This window comes from Arcicella sp. BE140 (assembly GCF_031456255.1).
Lineage (GTDB): Bacteria > Bacteroidota > Bacteroidia > Cytophagales > Spirosomataceae > Arcicella > Arcicella aquatica.
This window is the reverse complement of sequence record NZ_JAVDUE010000012.1, coordinates 155,702-181,249: the sequence shown is the minus strand read 5'-3', so window position 1 is coordinate 181,249 and position 25,548 is coordinate 155,702. Positions and strand designations below refer to the sequence as shown.

Here is a 25,548-nt window from a genome sequence, read left to right as displayed (position 1 = left end):
AATATGATATTTCTTAATCGGTAAAATAAGGTCAATAAAAAAGTCTTTGGTGTTCAACAATGGAACATCAAACTAGAAAATTTTGCATTGAAATACCTTTCAATTCCGAATAAAAACATATCTAAAAAATCTTTAAATCAATGACTTACAGCAAATTAGCGTAAGTAAAAAATGGAGCCTCGTAGAAGTGAGTAAATCATTTCCCTTGCATTCTTCCTACGAAAAAAGGATGTGTCTCGGAAATAACAACTTTTATTGAAACGCTAAGAGATTTCGTCGAGTTTCAACTAGCTTGCAAAAGTACAGATTTTAATTTGATTATCAAGGGATTAGACAAGAAAATTTGTGAATTTTTCTACTATCTCAAAAATATCTTTCTATCGCCTATAGATTTTTAAATTAAAGCAACAAAGAAAAATTTTAAAGCACTATGAACTCTGGCTTTGTTAAGTATTTTTGTAAAAAAGCTGTGAGCTTTAAGCTGTGAGCAATGAGCTTTTTGTGTACTTGTAATATTGATATCTTTCTATTAGCTGGCGACTTAAGTCACCAGCTAATAGAAAAGGTTGAGTTTTTATTTTATCTATCTCATCTTAAACTAAACAACTTTAAGTCAATCATCCATTCATCGATTATCAATCACTAAATCACATATTCACTAAATCACTCAATAATTCATCAACATGAAAAAAAACTTAATAACAGGGATTTCCCTCCTATTTCTATCTTCACAATCCTTCATTTTTGGGCAATCTGTTCCCAAACAAGCCCTTCAAGCGATTAATCCCGATGCTATTAAAGCCACAATGACGTACCTCGCCGATGATTTATTAGAAGGTCGTCAGCCCGGAACAAAAGGTTTCGCTTTAGCATCAAAATATATTGAAACAGAATTTATGGCTTTGGGTTTGAAGCCTGTCATCAATGGCAATTCATATATTCAAAAAGTACCCCTTAGAAAAGGCATAGTCAATGACAAAGCAAGTGGTTTGAGTTTGGTTATCAATGGGAAAGAAGAAACGTTAGATTATGGCAAGCACTTTATTGCTAGTCCAAACTTTATTAATGAAGCCTCTGAGATTGAAGCCCCTTTAGTTTTTGTGGGCTTTGGGGTACATGCACCCGAAATGAATTATGACGATTATCAAAACATTGATGTAAAAGGTAAAATCGTAGTGATACTCAATGGTGCTCCAGAAACTTTCCCCTCAAATGAAAGAGCCTATTTTACCAACAATACCGTTAAATCTAACGAAGCTATCAAGCGTGGTGCGGTTGGCGTAATTTCATTTAACCTTCCTACTGACAAAAGAACTACGTGGGATGCCACTGTCCGTCGTGCAAAACAAGGCTCTTTTAAATGGCTGGATGACAACAATATAGCCAAAGATGGTTTTCCTGAATTAAAAGGTGTAATCTTTTTTAACACCGAACATGCTGAAAAGCTATTTAGTAATACTGACAAAAAAACAGACGAGATTTACAGCAATGCCAAAGCAGGAAAAGTACAATCTTTCCCTTTAAATGTTAGTGCCAAAATCAAAGTAAAAACAGCTTATCAATTTGTACAAGGCTCAAATTTAGTAGGACTTATCGAAGGAAGCGACCCAAAACTTAAGGATGAATATGTAGTGTACGCCGCCCATCTTGACCATTTTGGTATTGGTGCACCTGTAAAAAATGATTCTATTTATAATGGTGCGCACGATAATGCTTCAGGGGTTTCAATCCTCTTAGAAATCGCCCATGCCTATCGTTCTTTACCCAAAGCACCTAAGCGTTCAATAATTATTACAGTAGTTACGGGTGAAGAATATGGCTTGTTAGGTTCTGATTATTTTGCCACAAATGCGCCGATAAAAGATGGCAAAATTGTAGCAAACTTAGCCATTGATATGCCTTTTTTCTTCCATCCTGTGTTAGATGTTGTTCCTTATGGAGCACAACATTCAAGCCTTTCAAAACAAGTAAAGCAAGCCACGGAAATACTTAAATTAAAAGTGAGTCCAGACCCTTTCCCAGAACAAGTGGTTTTTGTAAGAAGTGACCATTTTAGCTTTATCAAAAAGGGTATTCCTGCCTTATTTATCAAAAGTGGATTTATGACAGTACCAACGGATACGATTGACAGAAGTAAATCGGATGTGGCATGGCGAACTACCACGTACCATACACCACAAGATGATATGAGTCAGCCTTTCGACTTCCAAGCTGCCGCTACTCATGTAAAACTAAATTTCTTGATTGGCTATTTTGTTGCCAACGATAGCGTCGCTCCTACTTGGAATAAAGGTGATTTCTTTGGAGGGAAATTTGGGAAGTAGGGTTTTTAGCTTTAAGCCTTGAGCCTTGAGCTTTAATATTATACTCATGGCATGACTATCAAGTTGTTTTCAGAATAAACAATAAAATGTCAGTCATGCCATGAGTATTGTAAATATTACCTCTCAACACTATCAAAATACTCCCATATTTTGCGAAGTATTATTATTTGTGGTTTCATGTCTAAAGACATGAAATAGCAGGCAAAAAGCTTGTAGCTCTCTGCTCAAAACTCAAACCTTAACACTATCAAAATACTCTTTCTTCACAAGCTTCGCTGTTTTATGATTGCCTGAATGATGCCAACCTGGAGGCATAAAAATATACAAAACCTTAGCTTTTAGGCTCGGGGCTTGATAAACATCTTTCACCAATAAAGTAATTTCTCCGAAATAAGCATCTAAAAAATCGCCAGATTTCATTGGTCTGCTAATACCATATTCTATCACTTCCTCTTCTTTTTCGTCTTGCAGCGTACCAAAAGCTTTGTCCCAAATATTCAATAGATTACAAAAATTAGTATCCATATATATAGGGTTTTTGGCATGGTGTACTCTGTGGTGTGAAGGTGTAAGAATGATTTTATTCAAAAAACCCAAACGACCGTCATGCATAATATTCTCACCTACATGGATAAAAGCTCCCCATGTACCATCAATAAACATGATGAGAAACAATAAGGGAGGATTTACACCTAATAAAATACAGATAGTTGTCCGAATAATATCGGCATAAGGAGCTTCCAGAAAAAAGTGTGTATAAGTCACTGACAAATTCATGTATTCGGGTGCGTGATGTGTAGAGTGCAGACACCAGAAAAGGCGGACTTTATGTCCTAGAAAATGATAGATAAAATGGGCAAACTCCCACACTATATAGCCATAAATAAACCAATACCAAGTAAATTCAGATTTAAAAACTGCATAAGGCTCAAACAAAGCAATACACACCCCAACCATGCCAATCGAGATAAATCGAGAGATAAACCGATTGAAAACATAGGTAAAAAAGGAAATTTTGTATTGATGAAAAGTAAGTCGGCGATAGAATAAAGCACGAATAATTTCAATGAATAACAATACGGGAATCAATGGTCCTAAAGCTTTACCAATACCATCTTGCGTAAGTAATGCTTGATAATTACCTGATTTAATAATTTCGACAAGTCCATTGAAACTAAAAAAGCCAACAATTTCTTGATAAAGTGTTTCTAAAAATTCCATAGATAAGTTAATGAGTGAATTGTGAATGAGTGATTTAGTGATTATTTGTTGATAAGCTGTAGTCTCTTCATACTATGAGTATTTTTAGTTTTTGTCTCATCAATAAAAGCGAAAATATAAATACCGTAAATAAATACTCTACTGATTTGTAGGGATTTGTTTATTGAGGGAATGAGTGATTGAAGATTTAGTGATTTTAAATTGAATAAAGCAAAGCTATTCTAAAATCCGAAATCTGATTGCCGAAATCCGACATCTAAAACCTCACAGCTTATTAACAATTAAATAAAACAGATAATGATAGCGTTTTGAGGAAGAAAATGGAATTTTGTAGGCTAATAACTTTGAATTCATTAACAAAGAGACAACTAAAATAAAACCATGAAAACTTTTCAAATTCTTTTTACTTTCCTGATTTTTTCTTCCACTGTTTTTTCACAGAAAACTGCTAAAAAAGTAGTTTTTATGATTGTAGATGGCATTCCGGCCGATGCGATTGAAAAAGCCGATATGCCCAATTTGAAGAAAATTAGTACCATCGGAGCCTATAAAAGAGCTTATGTAGGTGGTGATAAAGGGCAATATTCACAAACACCAACTATTTCGGCAGTGGGTTACAATAGTTTGCTAACAAGTACGTGGGTAAATAAACACAATGTTTGGGGTAACGATATAAAAAAGCCCAATTATCATTATTGGAACATCTTTAGATTATTGAAAAGCCAATATCCAACCAAAAAAATAGGGGTTTTCTCTACTTGGCTAGATAATAGAACCAAACTCATTGGCGAATCTTTAGCAGATGCAGGTAACATCAAAATGGATTTTGTGGCCGATGGTTATGAATTAGATACGCTTACTTATCCACACGATAAACAAAGTGAATACATTCATAAAATTGATGAGAAAGTAAGTGATGAAGCAGCTAAAACTATTAAGGAAAATGCTCCAGACCTTTCGTGGGTATATTTAGAATATTCCGACGATATGGGACATAAATATGGTGATAGCGAGCAATTTACTAAAGCATTAGGCTATGTAGATAACCAAATCGGCAAAGTATGGGAGGCTATTGAATATAGAAAGAAGAACTTCAAAGAAGATTGGCTAATCGTGATTACTACTGACCACGGAAGAGATGCCAAAACAGGCAAAAATCATGGAGGGCAATCAGACAGAGAACGTACTACATGGATAGCAACAAATGCACCAAAACTGAACAATTATTTTCAGGAGAATCAGCCTGCCATTGTGGATATTCTGCCTACGATTGCTCGTTTTATGGGTTTAGAAATTCCGAAAGAAAATCTAGTTGAAATGGATGGTGTAGCATTAATCAATCCAGTTTCAGTGGCCAATCCAAATGCTGTTTTAGCGAATGATAGTTTACAAATTAGTTGGAAAGCTTTGGAGAAAAAAGGAGAAGTAAAAATATGGCTGAGTACAAGTAATCATTTTGAAGAGGGCGGAAAAGATATTTATGAATTAATTGATACTGTACCAACAGCGAAAGAATCCTTGAAAATTGATGTGAGTACAAAAAAATCGTCCATCTACAAAATATTGATAGAAGGACGATATAATACTGTAAATCGCTGGGTATTGGTGAAGTAAGTTTCTTACTTCACCAACTGTTTTAAAACTCCAAGTTTTCCAGTATTTCTAGTAAAAATCATGTTTTTTGATTGATTGGCTGATTTAACCACCATCAAATCTCTGACATCACCATTAATACTCAAGCCCGAAGTTTGATAAGGGATTGAGGTAAATGTTCCATGACCATTGCCTAACAAAACCGAACCTATTGAGGCATCATTCCTTCCTAATTGAACACGCCAAGGATAAAAATTACCAGCTACTATAATGTCTTTATTTCCATCATGATTAAAATCATCTATCATGATACTTGTCACCAACGAAGCTTGAGCTGCTAAAGGTAAGGTTCTCGCCACAAATTTTCCGTTACCTGTATTTTCAAAATAGGTTGTGCTGAGGGTATTAATCTTTAATGTTTTAGCATCTTTGAGTTGTTCTGGAGATAGTAATTTCTCTAACGTTGCATCCGCATATTCTTGATACTTCAGGAATTTCTTACGAACCGAAGGCATTTGATTAGCCAACTCATCAAGCGAAGCCAAAGGATAACTTTTTCCTTGAATATAATAGCAAATCAGTGGTTCAATGGTGCCATTCTGGTCAAAATCGCCATAACAGAGGCTCAACGGTTCTTTTTCAGAGGCTTTGAATTGGGTATTTTGACCTAAATTTCCTGCTATCATATCCAAATCGCCATCGTTATCCATGTCTTCTATTGTTAGCTTTGTCCAAAAACCATCAGTATTTTCTAATCCATACTTGGCTGTAGCATTCACCAACTGTCCTTTATGATTTTCATAGATAGTAATGGGCATAAATTCTCCTGCAATAATTAAATCTAACCACCCATCATGGTTAATGTCTGTCCACGAAGCGGTATTCACAATGCCGGGTTGCCTTAATGTTTGCTCTTTTTGTTCAGATGCATACTGAAATTTAATATTTCCATTTTTGCTCTCATTCCTTAGTAAATAACAATAGTCAGCCTCAGGAAAACTATTTGGCATAGAGCGTCCTCCTACAAAAACATCAATATCTCCATCTTTATCATAATCTGCTACTGCTACACAACTTCCGTTACTTGTCAAATCTGGCAATGTTTTTTCAGCTTTAGTAAAAATGCCTTTGCCATTGTTGATATACAATTGGTCTTGATACACTTCATGATGCGCATCGAATTCTGTTCCTCCTCTTGCAATAAATAAATCTAGGTCTCCATCCTTATCAGCATCCAAAAAGCTCATCCCCATATCTTTGGACAATGTTTCTTTCTCCCAAGGTTGAGCAGCACTTCGCCGAAAGCCTCCACTAGCATTTTGCAGGTATAACTCCCCTGAATGCACTTGGTTTCCTCCTACAAAAACATCTTCTAACCCATCTCCATTTACATCCCCTTTAGCCATAAATGGCCCTTGTTTAGAAATCTGATAAAGTAAGAGTGATTGATGCTTGAAATCGACATAAGGCATTTCTTGATGCGTATATGAAAAACCTGCTGAGGTTGAATTATCAGCAAACCAAAAGGCAGGAGTCTGAACTTTCTGGTTATTAATCCTAGCCGTATTGCTATGAATAGTGATAGCTGTATCAGCCTTAATATTATTCAGTTGCGTTTTTTTTCCATTAGCCCAATATATTTCTATTGATTTTATTGTTGTATCCTTTCCTAATCCAAAATGTAATGATGGCTCAACTGTGCTCTGAAAGCCGTGTGAAGGATACATTTCCTGCATTTGGGTTGAATGCACGGTTTTCAGTATCACTTTTGCACCTAATCCAAAATGATTCCCTCCGCTATCCCTCAAATGCAGTTTAATATAATGATTGGTTGAAACTTGTCTGCTACGATTCTCATAAACCATAGCGGGCGAATTGCTGTTGCTGACAACCAAATCTAAGTCTCCATCGTTGTCTAAATCAGCATAAGCAGCACCTGTGCTAATAGAGGGTTCAGACAAACCCCATTTTTCTGTTATATTTTGAAAGACCAAGCCTTCTTTACTGTTTCTGTTCAAAAAGCAATAATTACTAATTTTGGTACTCGACATCTTTTTAATCAACTCCCAAGTATTAATTTTTTGCCCCAGTGCTTTGGCTTTATTTACTTCTTCCTGATACGTATATTTCAAGAAATCCATGCTAGTGAAATCTCGTAAATAGCCATTGGTAATGTATAAATCTTTGTTACCATCATTATCTAAATCACACACTAGCGGACTCCAACTCCAATCGGTATTAGACACTCCTGCTAGTTGCCCTATTTCACTAAATAGTGGGATGCCTTCGCTATTATTGCCAACATTCATCTGCAACATATTGCGCATATTCTGATGATGAAAACCACTATCTACTAGTAATTGATAGGTATCGTATTCATCTGGTCCTTTTAATAGTTTCTGCCTACGATTATCCTCTGGAAGCATATCTAATGTTACAATATCAGCATTTTGGTCATTATTGAAATCAACAATATCCGACCCCATCGAAAACTTAGAAATATGCCCAATGCTTTTCTTCAATGTCTCTGAGAAATGTCCATTTTTAAGGTTTAGGTATAAAAAATCTTGTTCGTTATAATCGTTGGTTACGTACAAATCCGCCCAACCATCATTGTTTACATCGCCAATGGCAACACTCAACCCAAAGTTCAAACCACTTCCATTAATCCCTGCTTCGTCGCTTATATCTGTAAAATATCCCTTGTCGTTTCTGTATAGCCTATTCCCAAATTTAGGATGTCTCGTTTTTCGTAGCTTTTCAGTATTAAAAAAAGCATTATAAAACATATCTGCATGATTGACCATAAACATATCAAGGTCGCCATCATGGTCCATATCAAAAAAAGCCACCTGTGTGGTAAATGTACCAACGGCATCTAAGCCATACTTTGCCGCACTTTCCACAAAAGTGGGAACACCAATTTTGCTTCCAGTATTGATATACAGTTCATTTCTTCGGTCTTCGTCAGTACCCGACCCTGAGTAACAAACATAAATATCAAGCTTTCCATCGGCATTGATATCAACCATTGTCACGCCTGTTTTCCATTTTTTTCTACCAGCCACCCCTGCAATATCTGTCACGTCTTCAAACTGAAAAGCTGCTTTATCTGATTTCCCTTTGTTGAGATATAGTTTATTCGAAACCATATTTCCTGAAAAATAAATATCAGGTAGTCCATCATTATTTACATCGCCGATAGCAACTCCACTACCATTGTATAAATACTGATATTCTAATACATTTAATTGTTCATTTTCTTGAATTTCATTCACAAACGTTATTCCCGAATCTTCGGGTTTTATCAGATGAAACAAGGCTTCGTCTGAGGACGATTTGCAAGCATAAAAAAGAAAAAGTACTGACAAAAGAAGTAGTCGCTGTATCATGATGAAAAAGCCAGAATATTGAAAGAGGTTATCAAGAATTAACTTTATAGCATGTTAGTCCTTAATAACCTCTTTGATTAAATAAATTCAACTATTAAAACATTGAAGCTGTTTAAACTTTCCCTTTCGGGTTAAACTAAGTCTTTTAGAATAGCTTGTTTCAACATTTTCTCAGCGTAGCGATGCTATGCCTCGCAAATTTTGAAAAAATCAATTCAAAAATACAATACTTTCACCTCAGAAACGGAAAATTCAAACAGCTTCATTGAAATAATTACCAACCAGCTATTTGTTTAGCCGCTGGGTTTTTATCTATTTCAGATTGTGGAATCGGTAACACATATAATTTAGATGGGAAACTTCGTGTTTCAAAAGCATACTTTGTATAAGTAAGGGTATTACCAGTTTTAGTTACTTTCATCCCATACAAAGGCCCATTCAATAAGCTTTCAGCTATTTTCCATCGACGAATATCAAAGAATCTGTGTTCTTCGAAGGCTAGCTCTATTCTACGCTCATTTCTGATTTTAGCACGCATTTGTTCTTTTGAAAGTCCTGTTTCTAAATCTGGCATACCTGCTCTTTTTCTGATAGCGTTGATGGCATTATATACCGTAGCATCAGGACCAGACGCTTCATTTTTAGCTTCTGCATAATTTAACAAAACCTCTGCATATCTCATAAAAATCCAATCTTGGTCACTACTTTTTGTATAAATAACATATTGTTCCTCATGAAATTTACGCAGGATATACCCTGTTTTTGTATCTTCAGGCTTACCAGTCACATCTCCTCCACCAGGGAACAATTCTATTACTTTTCCACGGAAAGTAGAACCATTATGTACTACTGTTGCTTCAAAACGAGGGTCAAGATTTGTATAAGGATCAGTTGGTTTATATAAAGGAGAAGTAGTTTGAGACTTTCCATCAATCATCTCGTAAGAGTCTACGAAATTCTGAGTAGGTACATTACCACCCCATCCCGCATCACTACCTCCTTTGAATGAAGGCGGTGTATTCACAACGTCAAATCCGTTATTCAGTCCATAATGAACTTTATCAGGTGCTTGAAATTTCTTCGCAAATATTACTTCGTTATTGTTCTTTACAAGAAATAATGTTCTATAATCACTAAACAACGTATAGTCTGTATTAATTACTTTATTAGCAGCATCTGCCGCAGCAGCCCAACGTTCGGCATATAATAACACACGACTTTTTAACGCATTCGCCGCCCCTGATGTTGCTCTACCTGCTTCAATAGCTCCTTTTTTAGGTAATAATGAAGCCGCCTTATCCATATCGCTTAAGATAAAATCAACCACTTGGTCATAAGTAGCTCTCGGTAATTGAAAATTATCATTAAGTGTCAAGCTTTTACTGATTAATGGCACTCCTGTTGGTTCGCTACCTGTAGATTTCTGTCCGTATAATCTCAAAAGTTCATGATAAATAAATCCTCTTAAAAAATAGGTTTCACCCATAAGACGATTCCTAAGGGTTTCATCTTTTAGTCTACCAAGGTTCTCTAAGGCAACATTTGTTTTTCTGACTAAGGCATAATAATCACCCCATGTTTCACCCCAAGGAGTTCCAGAAGGCAAAAAATTACCCGATTGTAACTCGTTAGAATGCGTCCAAGGCATACACACTTCGCCATCATCCGAAACACCATCTAATAAATAAAGCCCCTTAGCCCAGCCTTGGTAGTTGCGGTCAAAGCCTGAAGGCATTCGCCCGTAAATGGCATTAACAAACTGTGTTGCTCCTTGTGGGTCAGTCCAAACGGTTTCTTCTGTAAGCGAATCTTTAGGCACTTGGTCTAAGATACCGCTATCACAACCTAAAAGTATTGAGATGCACGCCACTAGCGTACATTGACGTAATATTGTATTTTTAATAATTATATTCATCTTGATGTCTTCTAAAATTTAAAGTTTACTCCTGCATTCCATATTCTGAATTGTGGGTAATCCCACCCTCTACCACTTGCATTTTCAGGGTCATAATTTTTTATCTTCGACCACGTAGCTATGTTATTGGCATTGACATAAATGCGTAAGCCTTTAATGAATTTTTGCTTTAATTTATCTACAGGAAGATTATACGCCAATTCTATATTTTTAAGACGTATATACGAGGCATCTTTCATCCAGAATGAAGATTCACTGTGGTTAAGGTTGCTCACATCAATTAGTACACGTGGCTCACTGGCATTAGGGTTTGTTGGCGTCCAACGATCCAAATTTGATTGCAAAGCACCCGCCCCTACAAAAAATGGCCATGCACCTTCGCCTGCATAATATTGGTTAACATTGGTAGCTCCTTGAAATAGGAATGAAAATTCAAAGTTTTTGTATTGCACGTTACCGTTATACCCAAAAATAATTTCTGGCGTATTAGATTTTCCGATAGGTACTCTATCTAGGTCGTTTATTTTACCATCTTTGTTGATGTCTTCAAAACGAATATCGCCAGGGGCCGTCTTTCCTATTTGGGTTGGTGCATTGTCAACTTCTTGTTGCGTTTGGAATATTCCTATCGCTCTAAGTCCAAATTGCGTATTAAGCGGCTGACCTGTTCTCTTGATGTTTGGATTTTCTGAATCAGCTTCATCAATGAAAATAATTTTATTTTTCACAAAAGTGAAGTTTCCACTCATCGAATAACGCAAATCTTTGTTTACTCTATTCTTATGACCTACGGTTATTTCAATCCCTCCATTATTAACTTTAGCGAGGTTTTCAATCGGTAATCCAATACCCAAAAGACCCGGCACTGAAAGGTTTCTATCTGCTAGAATATCACTTCTTTTATCAAAGAAATAGTCGACACTGGTCGTCAATTTACCTTTCCAAAACGTTCCGTCAACACCAATATTAAGTTTTTTAACAGTTTCCCATGTTACATCTGGATTAGACAAACGACCTTCATCAATACCCGGTTGTACGCTTCCATTACCAAAAACGGCTGAACTATTTACATAGTAAGATTGTAAATAAAGGAATCTTTGGCTACCCAAACGGTCGTTTCCTAAAATACCGTAAGAACCACGAATCTTTAAGTAATCAATTGTTGAAGATTCTTTCAAGAATGACTCTTGCGATATTACATACCCTAGCGAAACTGAAGGGAAAAAGCCCCAACGTTTTCCTTTAGCAAACTGCTCTGAACCATCGGCTCTAAAACTACCTTCAATCGTATATTTGTCGTCATAAGACCAGTTAAATCTACCTACAATCCCTTGTCTTCCACTACTTCCCGAATAACCACTATTGTTACGGTTGGCGGCTGCACCAAAATTCAGCTCATCAATCCCTAAATTATAGCCATCTCTGGATGCCCATAATGAATTCCATGATTGTTTTGTTTGTGTATATAATAATAACCCTGATAATGCACTTAATCCAATCGTCTTTTTGTAGTTCAAGTGTGTTTCTAATGTTACCGATTGGTCATCATAATTTCTTTGTTCCAACAAACTAGCACCCTTTGCTCCTTCTACAAAAGTTCCGTCTGGGTTTCTGCTATAAAATGGAATTTTAGTAAAAGTCCAGTTTTTATCTGCCGTAAAAGTTTTGTCATAAGCTGCTATTCCTTTTATTGATAGACCAGGTATAAATGGCAATTGTTGCTCTAATTCTATTCTGCCTCTGAACGACTGTATGCCAGTTTTTCTGTATCCATTATCAGGTAATGTTAAATAAGACGGACCATTAGAATACTGTCCGTTCGACCATTGAATGGGTGCTCTATTGGGTGGCGTTCCAGACATCCAACGAAATACCTCTGTTGATGCCACATTATTAGTTTTTTCATCTCTACCAGAAATATCAAATGATAGCTTGGTAGTACTGGTAACATTAGCATCAATATTAGTTCTAAAATTGTATCTATCGAATACGTTTGAAGGAATGATACCCTCTTGTTTTAAATAACCAAAGGAAGTAGCATAGCGTATTTTATCCGACCCGCCTGAAGCTGATAGGTTGTAACTACGCATTAAAGCACTTTTTTTCAATACAGAAAACCAATCGGAATCTGGATGTGTATCAGGACTTGAATGCGTGCGATACTTTTGTAAGTCGTCTTCGGTATAAAGTGGAGATTTTCCTTCATTAGCCAAAGCTTCATTATATAATGATGCAAATTCGTATGAATTCAGAAATTGAGGGTTTCTGGTTCTTTCTTGTACCCCTATGTTAGAAGAAAAATTGATTTGCATTTTTCCTTCCGCACCTCTTTTGGTAGTCACAAGAATTACACCGTTACCCGCACGAATCCCAAAAACAGCAGCACTTGCGGCATCTTTCAAGATAGAGAAAGACTGTATTTCACTAGAATTTAACTGAGCAAAGTCGCTAGAAGAACGCACAATTCCATCAATAACAAAGATTGGTGAAGCATCTCCTGTAGTACCAATACCCCTGATATAAATATTAGAAGCATCTTTGCCCGGTTCCCCTGAACGTTGCGTAGCGATAAGCCCTGCGGTTTGTCCAACTAATGAATTACTAAGGTTTGGGGAAGGATTCTGACTTATTTCTTTGGGTGTTACGACAGATACTGCCCCAGAAATTTCACTTTTCTTTTGTGTACCATAACCTACTACAATTACTTCATCAAGATTGCCAATATCTGCCTTTAAAACTACATTCAGTGAAGTTTGCTTGCCAACAACAACTTCGCTTTTTAAATATCCCACAGAAGTAAATACCAAAACGGCTTGTTCATTGGGAATCGACAATTTGAATTTTCCACTTGGGTCGGTAGTAGTTCCTCTGCTTGTTCCTTTTATTAAAATACTTACTCCAACAAGTGCTTCCCCCTTATCATCCGTGACAGTACCCGTTATTACATCCTCAATTTTTTCGGACTCTTGGGCGGTACTGATTTTGTTTTCTGAGGGAACTTCGTTTTTTCTTTTTAAAAGAATTTGCTGTCCTGATACTTCATAATTAATACTTAATGGAGATAAAAAGTCAGTCAAAACCTCAGAAAGTGGTTTTCCTTCTGCATCAATTGAAACCTTTCTTTTTGATTCAATCAACTCGGGACTATACATAAAATTGATTCCCACTAACTTTTCAATTTTTTGTAAAACATCCTCTACTTCATTCTTTTTCAAATGGAGTGTCACTTTCTTGTTCAACAAATCTTGAGCTTTAGTATCATGAGCAAATGAGAAGCTCATGCACAAAACAGATAAAGCGATTTGCAGTAAACTGATTTTCATGATTTTTCGTAAAATTTGATACGATGGCAACTTTTTTTTCATACTTTTGAATAATTTGTTAGTTGGAAAGAATTGGCAAAGGAATCCCCTCATCCATTTCTGGATGTTTGTGTCGAAGCAAAGCGAAGGGGACATTTTAGGTGAACGATGCGTCAACATTGTTCACCTTTTTTATTGATTATGTAGTACTCATATTAAATTACTTGCAAGATTTACCAGAAATAATAATTTGCCCATCTGAAACCTCATAGCTAGCCTCCGTAATCGAACAAATCCATTTTAGTTTTTCAAAAAGAGGTTCATCACCAAGTTTTGCTGTAATGCTACATTTAGACATTACTTCTTCATCATAAACAATATCTACACCATACGATTTTTCAAGGATGCTAAATACCTCTGAAATAGGGGTTGCATTAAATTCAAACTTTTGGTTTTCAATAGGCAATGTTAATATCACAGGATTATCCACAATAGCTTTCACTAGCCTGATTTCCTGACGTTGGTAGATAGCCTGTTGATTAGCCGTTAAAACCATTCCCGTTAGTTCTCTATTGTTTTTAAGCTGTGAAGCGCTTTCATCATGTTGGGTAAAAACAGATACTTTCCCCGTTTTTACAATGACTCTTATATCTTGGTCTTTCCCAAAAGCCTTTATGGTAAAGCTTGTCCCTAGCACCTTGGTAATCAACTCATTGGCATATACAAAAAAGGGACGTTCAGGATTTTTGGCTACTTCAAAAAAGGCTTCCCCTATTAAATAAACTTCTCTTTTGGTACCATTAAATGTTTTCTGATAGCTTAATCGACTATCTTTTTGTAGCACAATGGAGCTCCCATCGGGCAACTGTACCAGCTTGCTTTTTTCTCCATCATTAATCACCTCCACAAGTTCACTATTCGCCTTTGCATCAGAGGTCTGTTTTTGATAGAGGGCATATTCTTGTTTTCCTTCATTTTTATTCAAGAAAAACCAACTTATGCCTATCAATACGATAATAGATGCTGCTACTGCCCAATATCTTCTCCAAAGCGGAACCACTTCGGTTATTTCTACTTCTTCTTCTGGTAAATGCTCTTGTTTTTTAGCTTCTGTGATTGCTTTCTGAATCTGAGAATCGATATACTGGTCTTCCAAATCAACAGCTTCCCCTTGAATCGACATTAAGAAATCTCGGGCATGTTCTACTAGTTCCTTTCTATCTATATCTGCTGCTATCCAAGATGTCCAGTAAGCACCATCTTGTGAATTTCTATCAAATACCCAAGTCCTGAAACTTGGATTTTCCAATAGCTCTTGAAATTCTTTATTAGTTATCATAAAATGCTTGAAATAGCTGTTCTAATGCTAACATCCCAAAAGAGGGCATTGGATACTCACAAAAAAGACAATTTTTTAATAAAATTATACAAATCTCTTTTTTGGATTCATATTTCGCTAATTATCAAGCCTTTCGGTTTGCTAAAAACCTATTTTAAATGCTATTACAATGAGATATAATGAGGGAGGAAATAAAATATTAGAAAGTCAACCAGCAGAATAGTAGCAATACAAGTTCCCAGTTTTCGCGAATAGTGGCTAAAGCTCTCTGGATGGTATTACTGACAGACTGTGGTTTTATTTGAAGTAATTGAGCGATTTCCTCCACCCGAAGGTCTTGGTAAAATCGAAGGTACAGGATTTCGCGTTGCCTTTCTGGCAACTGTTTTAAGGAAGACGATACTTTGCTATTGATACTTTTTGAGGACTCTTCGGCAATAAAAGATATTTCGGAAGAATCCTCCACATGAATATCGTTAAAATCATCTTCTAAAGGCACAGCCTTGAAGAGTTGTAAGGTTTTGAAAAGTTGGTTTCTGAAAGCCCTCAATAAATAAAACTTTACAGATTCTACTTCGTTAAGTGAAGCACGGCGAATCCATAGTTTTATCAATAGGTCTTGAATAGCATCTTCAATGATTTGATTGTTAGATGTAAACTTTCTGCCATAATGCACCAACGTTTTATAATACTGCTTAGATAATTGTGTAAAAGCCACTTCATCACCTGCTCTGAAATGATTCCAGAGCAATTGTTCTTGCGATAGTTGTGTACTTTTAATGGGGTTGGTCATTTTTCAAGCAATATTTACACGAAATAACCAACAATATCTAAAAATAACAATACTTTGTGTTATTATGTAGTTGGTTTTACGAATATTAAAGGTATTGTGGTAGCAGAAAATACTCTTGAAAAAATACTTCAATCTTTAATTCAGATGTCCTTCAAACCATTTTACTCTTGTCTTTAATTCCTCAATTGTTTCTCTGTATTCCTCACCTGCTTTCAAATACTCGTTTGGATATTCATCTTTTAAATATTCCATCGTTAAAAAGTAAATTGGTTTTAAGCGGTCTTTAAAATTAGCTTCTCTCGAACTTTCACTAAAGAATTGGTAGGCTGAGTGATATTGTTTTTTTGATAGGAGAATTAGAAAAAACTCTTGCAAAAATTCATCTGAAAGATTATTCTCTATATTTTTTTTATTAAACAACTTTAATGATTCATCTATTTTGTTTTCGACCAAATACATTAAAATATTTATTAAATCCTCATCAGCATACTTTTCAAATAGTTTTTTATATTCTTGTTTATTTTGATTAAGTATTTTATTATTAGAATATAGCCAAATCAAAATCAGACCAATTATAATAATTGTAGCAACACTTTTATTAACTGGTTCTAAAAAAATACTTGTCTTGCTTTCCTCACTTTTGTCTATCTGACTTGTTAATTCTTTTTCTTTACTTTTGAGGAATGTTTTTATTTCTTCATTTTGTTTTTCATCTGCAATCATATAACCAAACCCAAGTACTAATAACTTATCATCTGTTGATAAAAACTCATCTTTTAACATTAGAAAAGAGTTAAACCAATCATAAGCACTATTATCTGAAATAGTACCATTCCTAAATTTTTCAAAAAAGCTACCTAAAATCGTTAAAATCCTTTCTTTTCCACAACTGTCCTCTAAAAATTTAACAAACCAAACTATTCTGTTTTTTTGTTTTCTAGCAAATCTCATCAAATACCAAATATTAAAAAAACGTTCTTGCAAACGGTATAAATTTATACGCCCTTTGGTGCGTGGCTCAATTTCAATAATTTGGTTATCAACCAATTGCTTTAATTGGGCAGATATTTGGTTGGTTTTTAAGCCTTGTCTATCAGCACGAGCTATCTCAGCAATTTCACTTACCGTTACGGCATCCCAAGCTTTTGCTACTGCATCTACAATGAGTTGTTGCTGCGGTTTCAAATCGTCCATGCGATGCTTATAAAGAGGTGTTACTCTATCTAAAATCGCTTCTAAATCTTTAAAACTATCCTGCTTTTCATTATCAATAAAAACATCAAAAAGCATTACCATCGTACGAATAACCCCACCTGACAGCTTTCGCATCACATCTATGCGTGCACGTTCAGTTTTCAGTATTTCAGCAAATATTGCTGTTTTCCCTTCGTTTTCAGCTAGCCTTTCAAAGAGCAAAATTGTTTCATCAACATTCATTCCTTTAAGGCGAATTTGATAAAAGAAATCATAAAAAGGCTTATTGTAATTAGACGTATGTTCAAGCAAAGTTGCCGATGCTCCCACTAAGCGAATTTCTGATGAATTCATCAAAATATTCCGCAAACGATGGGTCGAAATCTTACCTATTTTCTCCAAAAACTGCCCGAAATTATCATGGAAAACAATGATTTTTTGCTGATTTTCTTTTAAACATGCTACAAGAATCTCGTATGCTTTTTGCTCATAATCCTCCTCGTATTCGTGTACTCGCATAGTATCCAACAGTTTTTCATACTGAGGATGGTCTTCGGCAAGAAGCTTTGCTATATGCTCAAAAAAGGAAGCCAAATCGGGCATAGAATATTGTTCCTCATTAAAAACAATGGGTAAAAGCCATGTGTTGAGGGTTGCGTCATCTTCAATAGCATACTTTAACCTTAAAAGCATGGTAGTTTTGCCCATGCCTCTTTGCCCCAAAAGCATATAATGCTGGGGTGGTTTCTGCATGGTATCCGACTGAATATCAGCAAAGATTTGCTCAAAAATAGCCGTCCTAACCACAAATTCTGCTTTCAGTATTTTGGGGTCTTTCTGTGGAGGGTTAAATAAGTAAGTATGTTTTCTATCAGACATTTTTCGACCACCATTGTTTAAGAATTGGAGAATAAAACCGCCATTTTTTTCCTACAAGCTCTACGATATATCCATCGTATTCAAGTGTAAGCAAGATATTTTTAAAGGAGCTTTCAAGATGATTTTTTACCGCTAAATCATACAATTCCAATTCATTAACAGATTGATTTTCGGTTAATTTCTTTAAAATTTCATGGACTAACGTTAATTCATTTCGATTGAAAACCTTGCTCAAGCGTCCTCGATAATGGTCTAGATAAATACCCCCATTCAAAATAAGTTCGTTGAAGGCTTGATCTATAAAAGCTTTATTCACCTCTTTGGCTTCTAGGCGATACAAATCACGAATTTCTTTGATAGATAGTTGAATATGAAAAGGAATAAGCCACTCTATTTTTTGTTGAAGCAGGTATTTTAAATTTTCTTCGTTGGCTTGTATTTGGTAAGTATTAAGGAGTTTTTGAGCTAATTCTAAACCTTCTCCTAAAGAAAGTGGACGAAGTTTATACGATAAAATATCATTAATATCTGCGGTTGCATCCAGTTTTTTAACAACCGAAAGCAACCCGATTGAACCTGTGTAGATAAACTTTATTTTTTGATTGTATTTATTATTTTGTCTGATTGCACGGTTTTGTTTTAGAAAGTTTCTAGCAGCGTTTTCTCCTTGTTCATCTTTGATATGCTCAATCGTTACTGGAAACTCATCAACCATCAATAATATTTTACGATTATCCAAATCAACTTTTTCTAAAAAGTCTTTAAACTTCTCATAATAATCAATGCTTTCATTGGCTTTTTCATTGAAATCTATTGAAAAGAAACCACCAACATCAATGTTATCAATACTACTCAAAAATCCCTTGATTTTCTTTCCTGCTTTTTCAATACTTTTTTGGTAACGACTTTTGTTTTCAATATCAAAAATAGCTTTCAGCAATACCTTAAAAAAGGTTTGACTATCTGTAACATCTTCTGTATCAACATACACACAATAATATTCCTCTGTGGGATTATCTTTAATATGGTGGATAATAGAAGTTTTACCCACACGCCTAGGAGCAGAAAGCAATAGGCTATCACTTTCGTTAAGGGCTTCGTAAATTTCGGCTACAATATCATCTCTTAAGAAGAAATCATCACCAGTTGCAGTTTTGCCAATGCTTAATTTCATTTTGCATTTTTTTTATTGCAAATATATATTGCATTTTTTTTATTGCAAAATAAAAACACTATATTTAAAGGAAAATTAAGTATTTGAAGAGTTAGATAACTAACGCTTCAAATATCGCTCATCAATAATCTGCAAATGATGCGTACAATGTCCTAAAATAGCATAACCTAAACCACGTACGGAAATAGTAAAACTACTAGCTACGCCCCTCTCTTCAAGCATTTTTCCATTGAAACTTTTGAACAAAGTAATAGTAGCTTTGCGGACAGCCGTAAATTCTTCTAGTAAATCTTGAATGGTTCTTTGACCAGCATTAGAAGTATCACCATATAATACTTCATCATAACCAGCCAAAGGAGTATTGTCTTGACGGGCAAAGCGTAAAGCACGGTAAGCAAAGATTCTTTCTGTATCAATCACGTGTCCTACCACTTCTTTGATAGTCCATTTGTTAGGCTGATATTGATAATTTAAGGTTGCTTCATCTAAAGAAAGCATCTTTTGAATCAGTATTGATTGGTTGTCTTCTAGTCCTTTTAGTAATTCGAGGGTATTTACTTTATTGATATAATTACTAAAAAGACCAAAATTTTCTTCGGGTGATGGAGGTAGGATTTGCATGTTACTAGTTGTGATTGAGTGAATGAGTGAGTTAGTGATTGTGAAATAAATATAGTGTTAACCTTAGCTTTGTCAACTCTTAAAGAATTGACAAAGCTAAAAAATTAATGAATTGTGATTAAGTAAATCAATTTTTAATAAATAATACTAAAGTTAATTGACTCAATATTTAATCACTCAATCACAACTCACTAATTCACAATTTAAAAACTCACTAACTCACAACTAATTTACTGATGTATTCTGGAACTGGTAAATCAAATTGCATTTTTGGATCGGGAATAGGATTTTGTGCCTGTAATTTTAAAGGTAAAACCCCTGCCCAAACAGGAAAATCATAATCTTCATCATCATCATTGGGTGGTCCTGTTCTTGTTTTTGCTGAAGCTTCTTCTAAAGGAAATGAAATAATCATTGTTTTCTGCATTTCACTTTTAGTGGGCAGACGAACATTATCCCAACGCCCTGCAATAAATTGTTCTGTAATAGCTACTAATGCATCCCATCGCTCGGTTTCGTCTGTAACCACCGTTCCTGGGGCAAACATAATTACAGAACGATAATTGACGGAGTGGCTAAAAGCTGACCTTGCTAATACTAATCCATCAATCAAAGATACACTAATACAAACGGTTCTGCCATCGGCAATGGCACGCATAAAATGGCTTCCCACTGAACCATGAATATATAATGTATTGCCGATACGACCATAGCCTGTCGGAATACACATGGGTGTTTCTCTTTCTACATAAGATACATGGCAGAAAAGCCCTTCATCTAAAATACTATGGATAGTTTCTTCTGTATAATCGCCTTTTTTTGCTGCACGACTAATTTTTGTTCTTTCGGTAATTGGTAATGTTGCCATATTTTTAATTGGGTTTACGGTCAATAATCTTTACAAATTTCTATCTTTGCTGGATTAGTTTAATGCTCCACAATTTCGCATACAAGTAGTCCAGATGGAAATACCTTATAAAACCTTACTTGACATCAGGAAGGATTCTTCTTTGCCTGTTTATGTGCAAATAGCCAATGAAATCATCAAGAATATCCAATCGGGAATATTGAAGACAGGTACAAAACTGTTGAGCTCCCGACAAATGGCAGAGCTACTGGCACTGCATCGAAAAACAGTTGTAGCAGCCTACGATGAATTGTATTCGCAAGGTTGGATTGAGGTATTGCCTAAAAAAGGCACTTTCATTGCTCAACATCTGCCTCATGTAAAGCCTATTCTATTATCGCAAAAAGACTTTCAGGAAGAAGGTAAAGATAATTTTTCGATGGATTTTCCTAAGAATAGCCACGTAAGAATTCCTATTGTTATTACACAACGACTAGCCTTTAATGACGGGCTACCTGATGTACGGTTAGCACCTAGAGACGAACTAGCTCGTTTATATGCGCATTATATTAAGTTTGGGGAACCCTCAGTACTTAATTACACCTCTGTATATGGCACATGGCGACTTCGTGAAACTTTTTCAAAAGTGTTAAATGAAACACGTGGCATGAATACAACCCCTGAACAGATTATTACTACTAGAGGAAGCCAGATGGCTATTTATTTGGTTGGCTTAGCTCTATTTGAAAAAGGAGATGAGGTAATTGTGGGTGCTTTAAATTACCCTGCTACTAATATGACCTTTGCTACGTTAGGAGCAAAACTCAATATTATTCCCATTGATGATGATGGTATTGTTGTGGATGCCATCGAGGATATTTGCCTACAAAAACCTATTAAGGCAATTTATGTTACATCACATCATTATCACCCTACTACGGTGACACTCACGCCTGAACGTAGAATTAAACTATTGGCTTTGGCAGAAAAGTATCGTTTTTATATTCTTGAAGACGACTATGATTATTATTTTCATTATGCGAATAGACCCGTATTACCCTTAGCAAGTGCAGACCGACATGGCTTAGTAGTATATATTGGTTCGTTTACTAAAAAAATTGCACCTACTTTTCGGGTAGGTTATGTTGTAGCAAACCAAGAAATCATTGAAGAATTAGCTAAGCTTCGCCGTATTATAGACCGACAAGGTGATACGATTCTGGAATTATCCTTAGCAGATATGTTAGAAAACGGCACACTAAAACGCCATGCCGCAAAAGTGTTGAAAATCTACAGAGAACGACGAGACTTTACTTGTGACTTATTGAAAAGGGAATTGGGGAATGTTATCGACTTTAAAATTCCTGATGGCGGTATGGCTATCTGGACAAAGTTCGACAAAAGTATTTCTTTGATAGACCTCGCTAAGAAGGTTGCCAAAAATGGACTTTATATCTCGGATGGGTCAGCATATCCGTCTGAGAATGCTTGTAGAATAGGTTTTGCTTCCATGAATTTTAAAGAAACTGAGGATGCAGTGAAGATTTTAAAAAATGCTATTTAAATATCTATTTGCTGTCACCAAACATTTGTTAATTAATTTCATTTTTATACAGTAGATTATCTAATAATTTAAGTATTTTGGATTATTCTTTTCACATCGTATTCACAAACTCGACAAACAAATGATTTATAAAAAATTACTATTCCTCTGCCTTTTTCTTTGTTCATTAGGTAGCTATCAAATAAAAGCACAAAATGAGGACGAACGCTTAAAAAATATTAAAGCTACTTTACCTCAAATAGACCAAATTTTCAAAGCTTATGCTGAAAAAAACCATTATCCTGCTTTTACGTATGGCTTGGTAGTAGATGGTAAATTAATACATTCGGGGGCTGTGGGGTATAGCAACCTTGAGAAAAAAATACCAGCCTCCATACAGTCAGATTTTAGAATTGCCAGCATGTCGAAAAGCTTTACGGCTATGGCTATTTTGAAATTAAGGGATGAAGGCAAACTAAAGTTGGATAATCCTGCGTATTTGTACATCCCTGAATTAAAAGGACAACATTTGTTAACAAAAGATGCCCCAGAAATTACTGTCCGTAATTTATTGACACACTCGGCAGGTTTTCCAGAAGATAACCCTTGGGGCGACCGTCAGTTGGCTATCAGCGACGAGGCTATGTTGAAAATGTTCAAAAAGGGAATCACGTTCTCTAATAATCCAAGTACTGCTTATGAATACAGCAACATGGGTTTTGCAATGTTGGGATATATCATCAAAAAAGTTTCTGGAAAGTCGTATCAACAATACATCAACGAGAATATTCTAAAGCCTTTAGGGATGAACCACACCTATTGGGAATATAGCAAAGTGCCTGCCGAGCAATTGGCACATGGTTACCGTTGGTTGAACGAAGAATGGGTAGAACAACCATTATTACACGACGGTGCTTATGGGGCAATGGGCGGGATGATTACAACGATAGAAGATTTTAGTAAATATGTAGCTTTTCATCAATCTGTGTGGCCAGCTAGCGACGGTATTGAAAAAGGACCTGTAAAAAGAAGTTCCGTTCGAGAAATGCAACAACCTTGGCAATTTATTGGTGTAAACCAAAATTATAAATATCCTACTGGTCGTAAAGTGGCAATAGCAAGTGCTTATGGTTATGGTTTAGGGCAATCTACTGATGCCGAAGGTAGGCGTTCGGTTGGGCATAGCGGTGGTTTACCGGGCTTTGGTAGTAACTGGCGTATCCTGCAAGATTATGGGATTGGAGTCATTTCATTTAGCAATCTTACCTATGCCAATGCTGGTTATTTTAATATACAAGTATTGGATACCTTGGTAGCATTAGCCAAACTAAAGCCTACACCAATTCCTGTTTCACCGATTCTGAAACAACGAATTAATGAGCTAACGGCACTATTGCCTACTTGGAAAAATGCAGAAACCAGCGGCATTTTCGCTGAGAACTTCTTCCTTGATTATTTCGTGCCAAGCTTGCAGAAAGAAGCAACACCCATTTTTGAAAATACAGGAAAGATTGTAGGAATAAAAGAAATTAAACCAGAGAATAACCTGAGGGGCACTTTTGTATTAGAAGGAGAAAAAGTCAATATTGAAATTAGCTTCACGTTGACGCCAGAGAATCCAGCTTTGATACAGGAATATCATATTAAACAGGTATCTAAATAAGTTTTTTACCCGCTAATTTTGCAGATAAAAAACGCTGATTTTCGCAGATATGATATATTCTGCGAAAATCAGCGATAAAAATCTCTGTAAATCTGCGGGTAAAGAAAGATAAAATTTACAATCAAAAACTGAGTTTATATTTACCCGCTGATTTGGCTGATTAAAAAAACGCTGATTTTCACAGACATATACTATCTGCGAAAATCAGCGATAAAAATCTCTGTAAATCTGCGGGTAAAATATTTAAATCTCTATCTCATTCTATCAGAAGATTTCACTAACATTTCATCCCTACGAATAAAACGGTTAGCAATCATGTTGGCTAACATTGCTACTACTGACGCTACAAAACCAGCACCATAGTTTCCTTGGGCTTCAGGCTCAAACATCGGTACACCTACTCTAAACACTTCATAAAAAGTAATTCCTAGCGTTATGGCAATCAATAGCGAATTGATTAAACCCAACGTCATTTGTAATACCCTTTTTTTGTATTGCGTAATAGAAAAAATCGCAATCGAAACAGCGATAATGGCTAAAATACCAATAACTGCCGTACTAGCAGTGCTGATACAAGCATTCTCTTTCCAATGTTCAAGGTTAAAAGCAGTTAACACTACCCTTTCATTCAACAAAGCACTATTTTTTTCCCAGATAGGTAAAACTGTTACTGATGCCATTGCTACGGCAACGACAAGTAATAATAAGGTTTGAATTCTTTGAAGCATCTCTTTATGTAATTCGTAAATTTTAAATTTGATAAGGCAAAGTTCTAAAACTTTACGAATGTACGCAAGATTACAATTTCAAATCCGCATTTTTATAATATTCATACTCTACCCGAAGGAAAGGAATTGGCTTCTGATTTTCAAATTTTACCCAATCAGCCATGATTAAGCGGTTTTTAGCATCATAAAATAATTGTTGACGACGCACCAATGCATTTTTCCAATAAACGCTTAGTTCAATAAGTTTTCCTATGTTATTATACACGGGGAACAATCTTTCGGTATGCCACATGGACGAAGAGGCATAATTTTGATTGATATCGTCTACATCTAAAACCTGCGGAATCTTACTATTGCTATCCACATAATTCAGCGTTACCTTTTTTACTACGATTCCGTTATTGTTTTTTAGTTTTCGTTTTTCAATTCGATTATAGATGTCGGCGGTTTCTTGCCAACGGGAAGACTTATCGCTTATCAGAAAATCAAAATCATAGTTCAGAATATTATCTTCAAAATAATTAATCAGTTCTTTGCTCTGGTTAGGCTTAATCGTCCCATCAATATCAAATTGAATATCACCACTGCCTTTGTTGTTATTAATAGGCACTACTCTGATGGTTTTTAAAAAAGCCATGGTAGAATCAATAGCAGCCATGTTTTTTTTGTACTTAGCTCCGATGCTTATCAGGTGTCCTCTGTCGTAATTAAGGATAATTACAGCATCAGCCCCTAATAACTGTGCCTTTTGTTTGAGCTGTACAAGGGCATCATTATAATCATTGCCATCAGTTTCAATCATCAATGTTTTGAAATAAGGCTCTTTAATGGGCAATTCATGCAAGAAAAAAATATCAACCTCATGCGTATGGGGTAAAGTCGGAACTTTCGTAAAAACGTTTTGTGCCGAAACCCTCACACAAGAAATCATCAAAACCAGTATAGCGATTAGTCTTTTCATATTTTATAAAGCTTTAGTTTTAAGCAAGACAAATGATACATTAAAAACCCCTAATTGAT

At 35.6% G+C, this 25,548-nt stretch carries 16 protein-coding genes; 4 read left to right on the top strand and 12 right to left on the bottom strand.

Translation table 11 applies throughout. The annotated features are described in order from the left end of the window. The first annotated feature begins 683 nt into the window (after positions 1–683). The gene (locus J2Y60_RS17175; protein ID WP_309920722.1) at positions 684–2,324 is read left to right on the top strand and encodes a M28 family metallopeptidase; all 1,641 of its coding nucleotides are present in this window, start codon (positions 684–686) and stop codon (positions 2,322–2,324) included. A 231-nt stretch (positions 2,325–2,555) separates the two neighbouring features. On the opposite strand, the gene J2Y60_RS17170 is transcribed toward J2Y60_RS17175, so the two are convergent. Further along, a complete protein-coding gene (locus J2Y60_RS17170; RefSeq protein ID WP_309920725.1) occupies positions 2,556–3,545 on the bottom strand; it encodes a sterol desaturase family protein in 990 nt (329 codons plus the stop codon). A gap of 381 nt (positions 3,546–3,926) precedes the next feature. Between J2Y60_RS17170 and J2Y60_RS17165 the strand changes: the two genes are divergently transcribed. After that, positions 3,927–5,159: an alkaline phosphatase family protein gene (locus J2Y60_RS17165; RefSeq protein ID WP_309920728.1), complete on the top strand. Its 1,233-nt coding sequence runs from the start codon at positions 3,927–3,929 to the stop codon at positions 5,157–5,159. A 5-nt stretch (positions 5,160–5,164) separates the two neighbouring features. Here J2Y60_RS17165 and J2Y60_RS17160 read toward each other — a convergent pair whose 3' ends face one another. The 9 genes from J2Y60_RS17160 to J2Y60_RS17120 form a co-directional block, all read right to left on the bottom strand. Then, positions 5,165–8,530 carry a VCBS repeat-containing protein gene (locus J2Y60_RS17160; protein WP_309920731.1) on the bottom strand — a complete coding sequence of 1,122 codons (3,366 nt, stop codon included), beginning with the start codon at positions 8,528–8,530 and terminating at the stop codon, positions 5,165–5,167. 274 nt (positions 8,531–8,804) lie between these two features. After that, positions 8,805–10,445 (bottom strand): RagB/SusD family nutrient uptake outer membrane protein, encoded by a 1,641-nt coding sequence (locus J2Y60_RS17155; protein ID WP_309920734.1) that lies wholly within the window; start codon positions 10,443–10,445, stop codon positions 8,805–8,807. A gap of 11 nt (positions 10,446–10,456) precedes the next feature. Continuing rightward, a complete protein-coding gene (locus J2Y60_RS17150) occupies positions 10,457–13,768 on the bottom strand; it encodes a TonB-dependent receptor (protein WP_309920736.1) in 3,312 nt (1,103 codons plus the stop codon). 199 nt (positions 13,769–13,967) lie between these two features. Beyond that, a complete protein-coding gene (locus J2Y60_RS17145) occupies positions 13,968–15,086 on the bottom strand; it encodes a FecR family protein (RefSeq protein ID WP_309920738.1) in 1,119 nt (372 codons plus the stop codon). A 199-nt stretch (positions 15,087–15,285) separates the two neighbouring features. Beyond that, positions 15,286–15,879 carry a sigma-70 family RNA polymerase sigma factor gene (locus J2Y60_RS17140; RefSeq protein WP_309920743.1) on the bottom strand — a complete coding sequence of 198 codons (594 nt, stop codon included), beginning with the start codon at positions 15,877–15,879 and terminating at the stop codon, positions 15,286–15,288. Between the two features lie 135 nt (positions 15,880–16,014). Next, positions 16,015–17,952, bottom strand: coding sequence for a hypothetical protein (locus tag J2Y60_RS17135; RefSeq protein ID WP_309920746.1), 1,938 nt, complete (start codon positions 17,950–17,952; stop codon positions 16,015–16,017). Next, on the bottom strand, positions 17,945–19,126 hold the full coding sequence (locus tag J2Y60_RS17130) for a hypothetical protein (protein WP_309920750.1): 1,182 nt from the start codon (positions 19,124–19,126) through the stop codon (positions 17,945–17,947). The genes J2Y60_RS17135 and J2Y60_RS17130 overlap by 8 nt, the downstream gene beginning before the upstream one ends. 99 nt (positions 19,127–19,225) lie before the next feature. Next, positions 19,226–19,747: a DinB family protein gene (locus J2Y60_RS17125; RefSeq protein WP_309920753.1), complete on the bottom strand. Its 522-nt coding sequence runs from the start codon at positions 19,745–19,747 to the stop codon at positions 19,226–19,228. 214 nt (positions 19,748–19,961) lie between these two features. Continuing rightward, complete coding sequence (locus tag J2Y60_RS17120; protein WP_309920757.1) at positions 19,962–20,615, bottom strand: pyridoxamine 5'-phosphate oxidase family protein; 654 nt, start codon at positions 20,613–20,615, stop codon at positions 19,962–19,964. A 94-nt stretch (positions 20,616–20,709) separates the two neighbouring features. On the opposite strand from J2Y60_RS17120, the gene J2Y60_RS17115 reads away from it, so the two are divergent. Together J2Y60_RS17115 and J2Y60_RS17110 are read left to right on the top strand one after the other, a co-directional pair. Beyond that, positions 20,710–22,158: a PLP-dependent aminotransferase family protein gene (locus J2Y60_RS17115; protein WP_309920760.1), complete on the top strand. Its 1,449-nt coding sequence runs from the start codon at positions 20,710–20,712 to the stop codon at positions 22,156–22,158. A 121-nt stretch (positions 22,159–22,279) separates the two neighbouring features. Next, positions 22,280–23,800, top strand: coding sequence for a serine hydrolase domain-containing protein (locus tag J2Y60_RS17110; protein WP_309920762.1), 1,521 nt, complete (start codon positions 22,280–22,282; stop codon positions 23,798–23,800). A 251-nt stretch (positions 23,801–24,051) separates the two neighbouring features. Here J2Y60_RS17110 and J2Y60_RS17105 read toward each other — a convergent pair whose 3' ends face one another. Continuing rightward, on the bottom strand, positions 24,052–24,528 hold the full coding sequence (locus J2Y60_RS17105; protein WP_309920765.1) for a DUF4293 domain-containing protein: 477 nt from the start codon (positions 24,526–24,528) through the stop codon (positions 24,052–24,054). Between the two features lie 70 nt (positions 24,529–24,598). Continuing rightward, complete coding sequence (locus J2Y60_RS17100; RefSeq protein WP_309920767.1) at positions 24,599–25,489, bottom strand: hypothetical protein; 891 nt, start codon at positions 25,487–25,489, stop codon at positions 24,599–24,601. Positions 25,490–25,548: the final 59 nt, after the last annotated feature.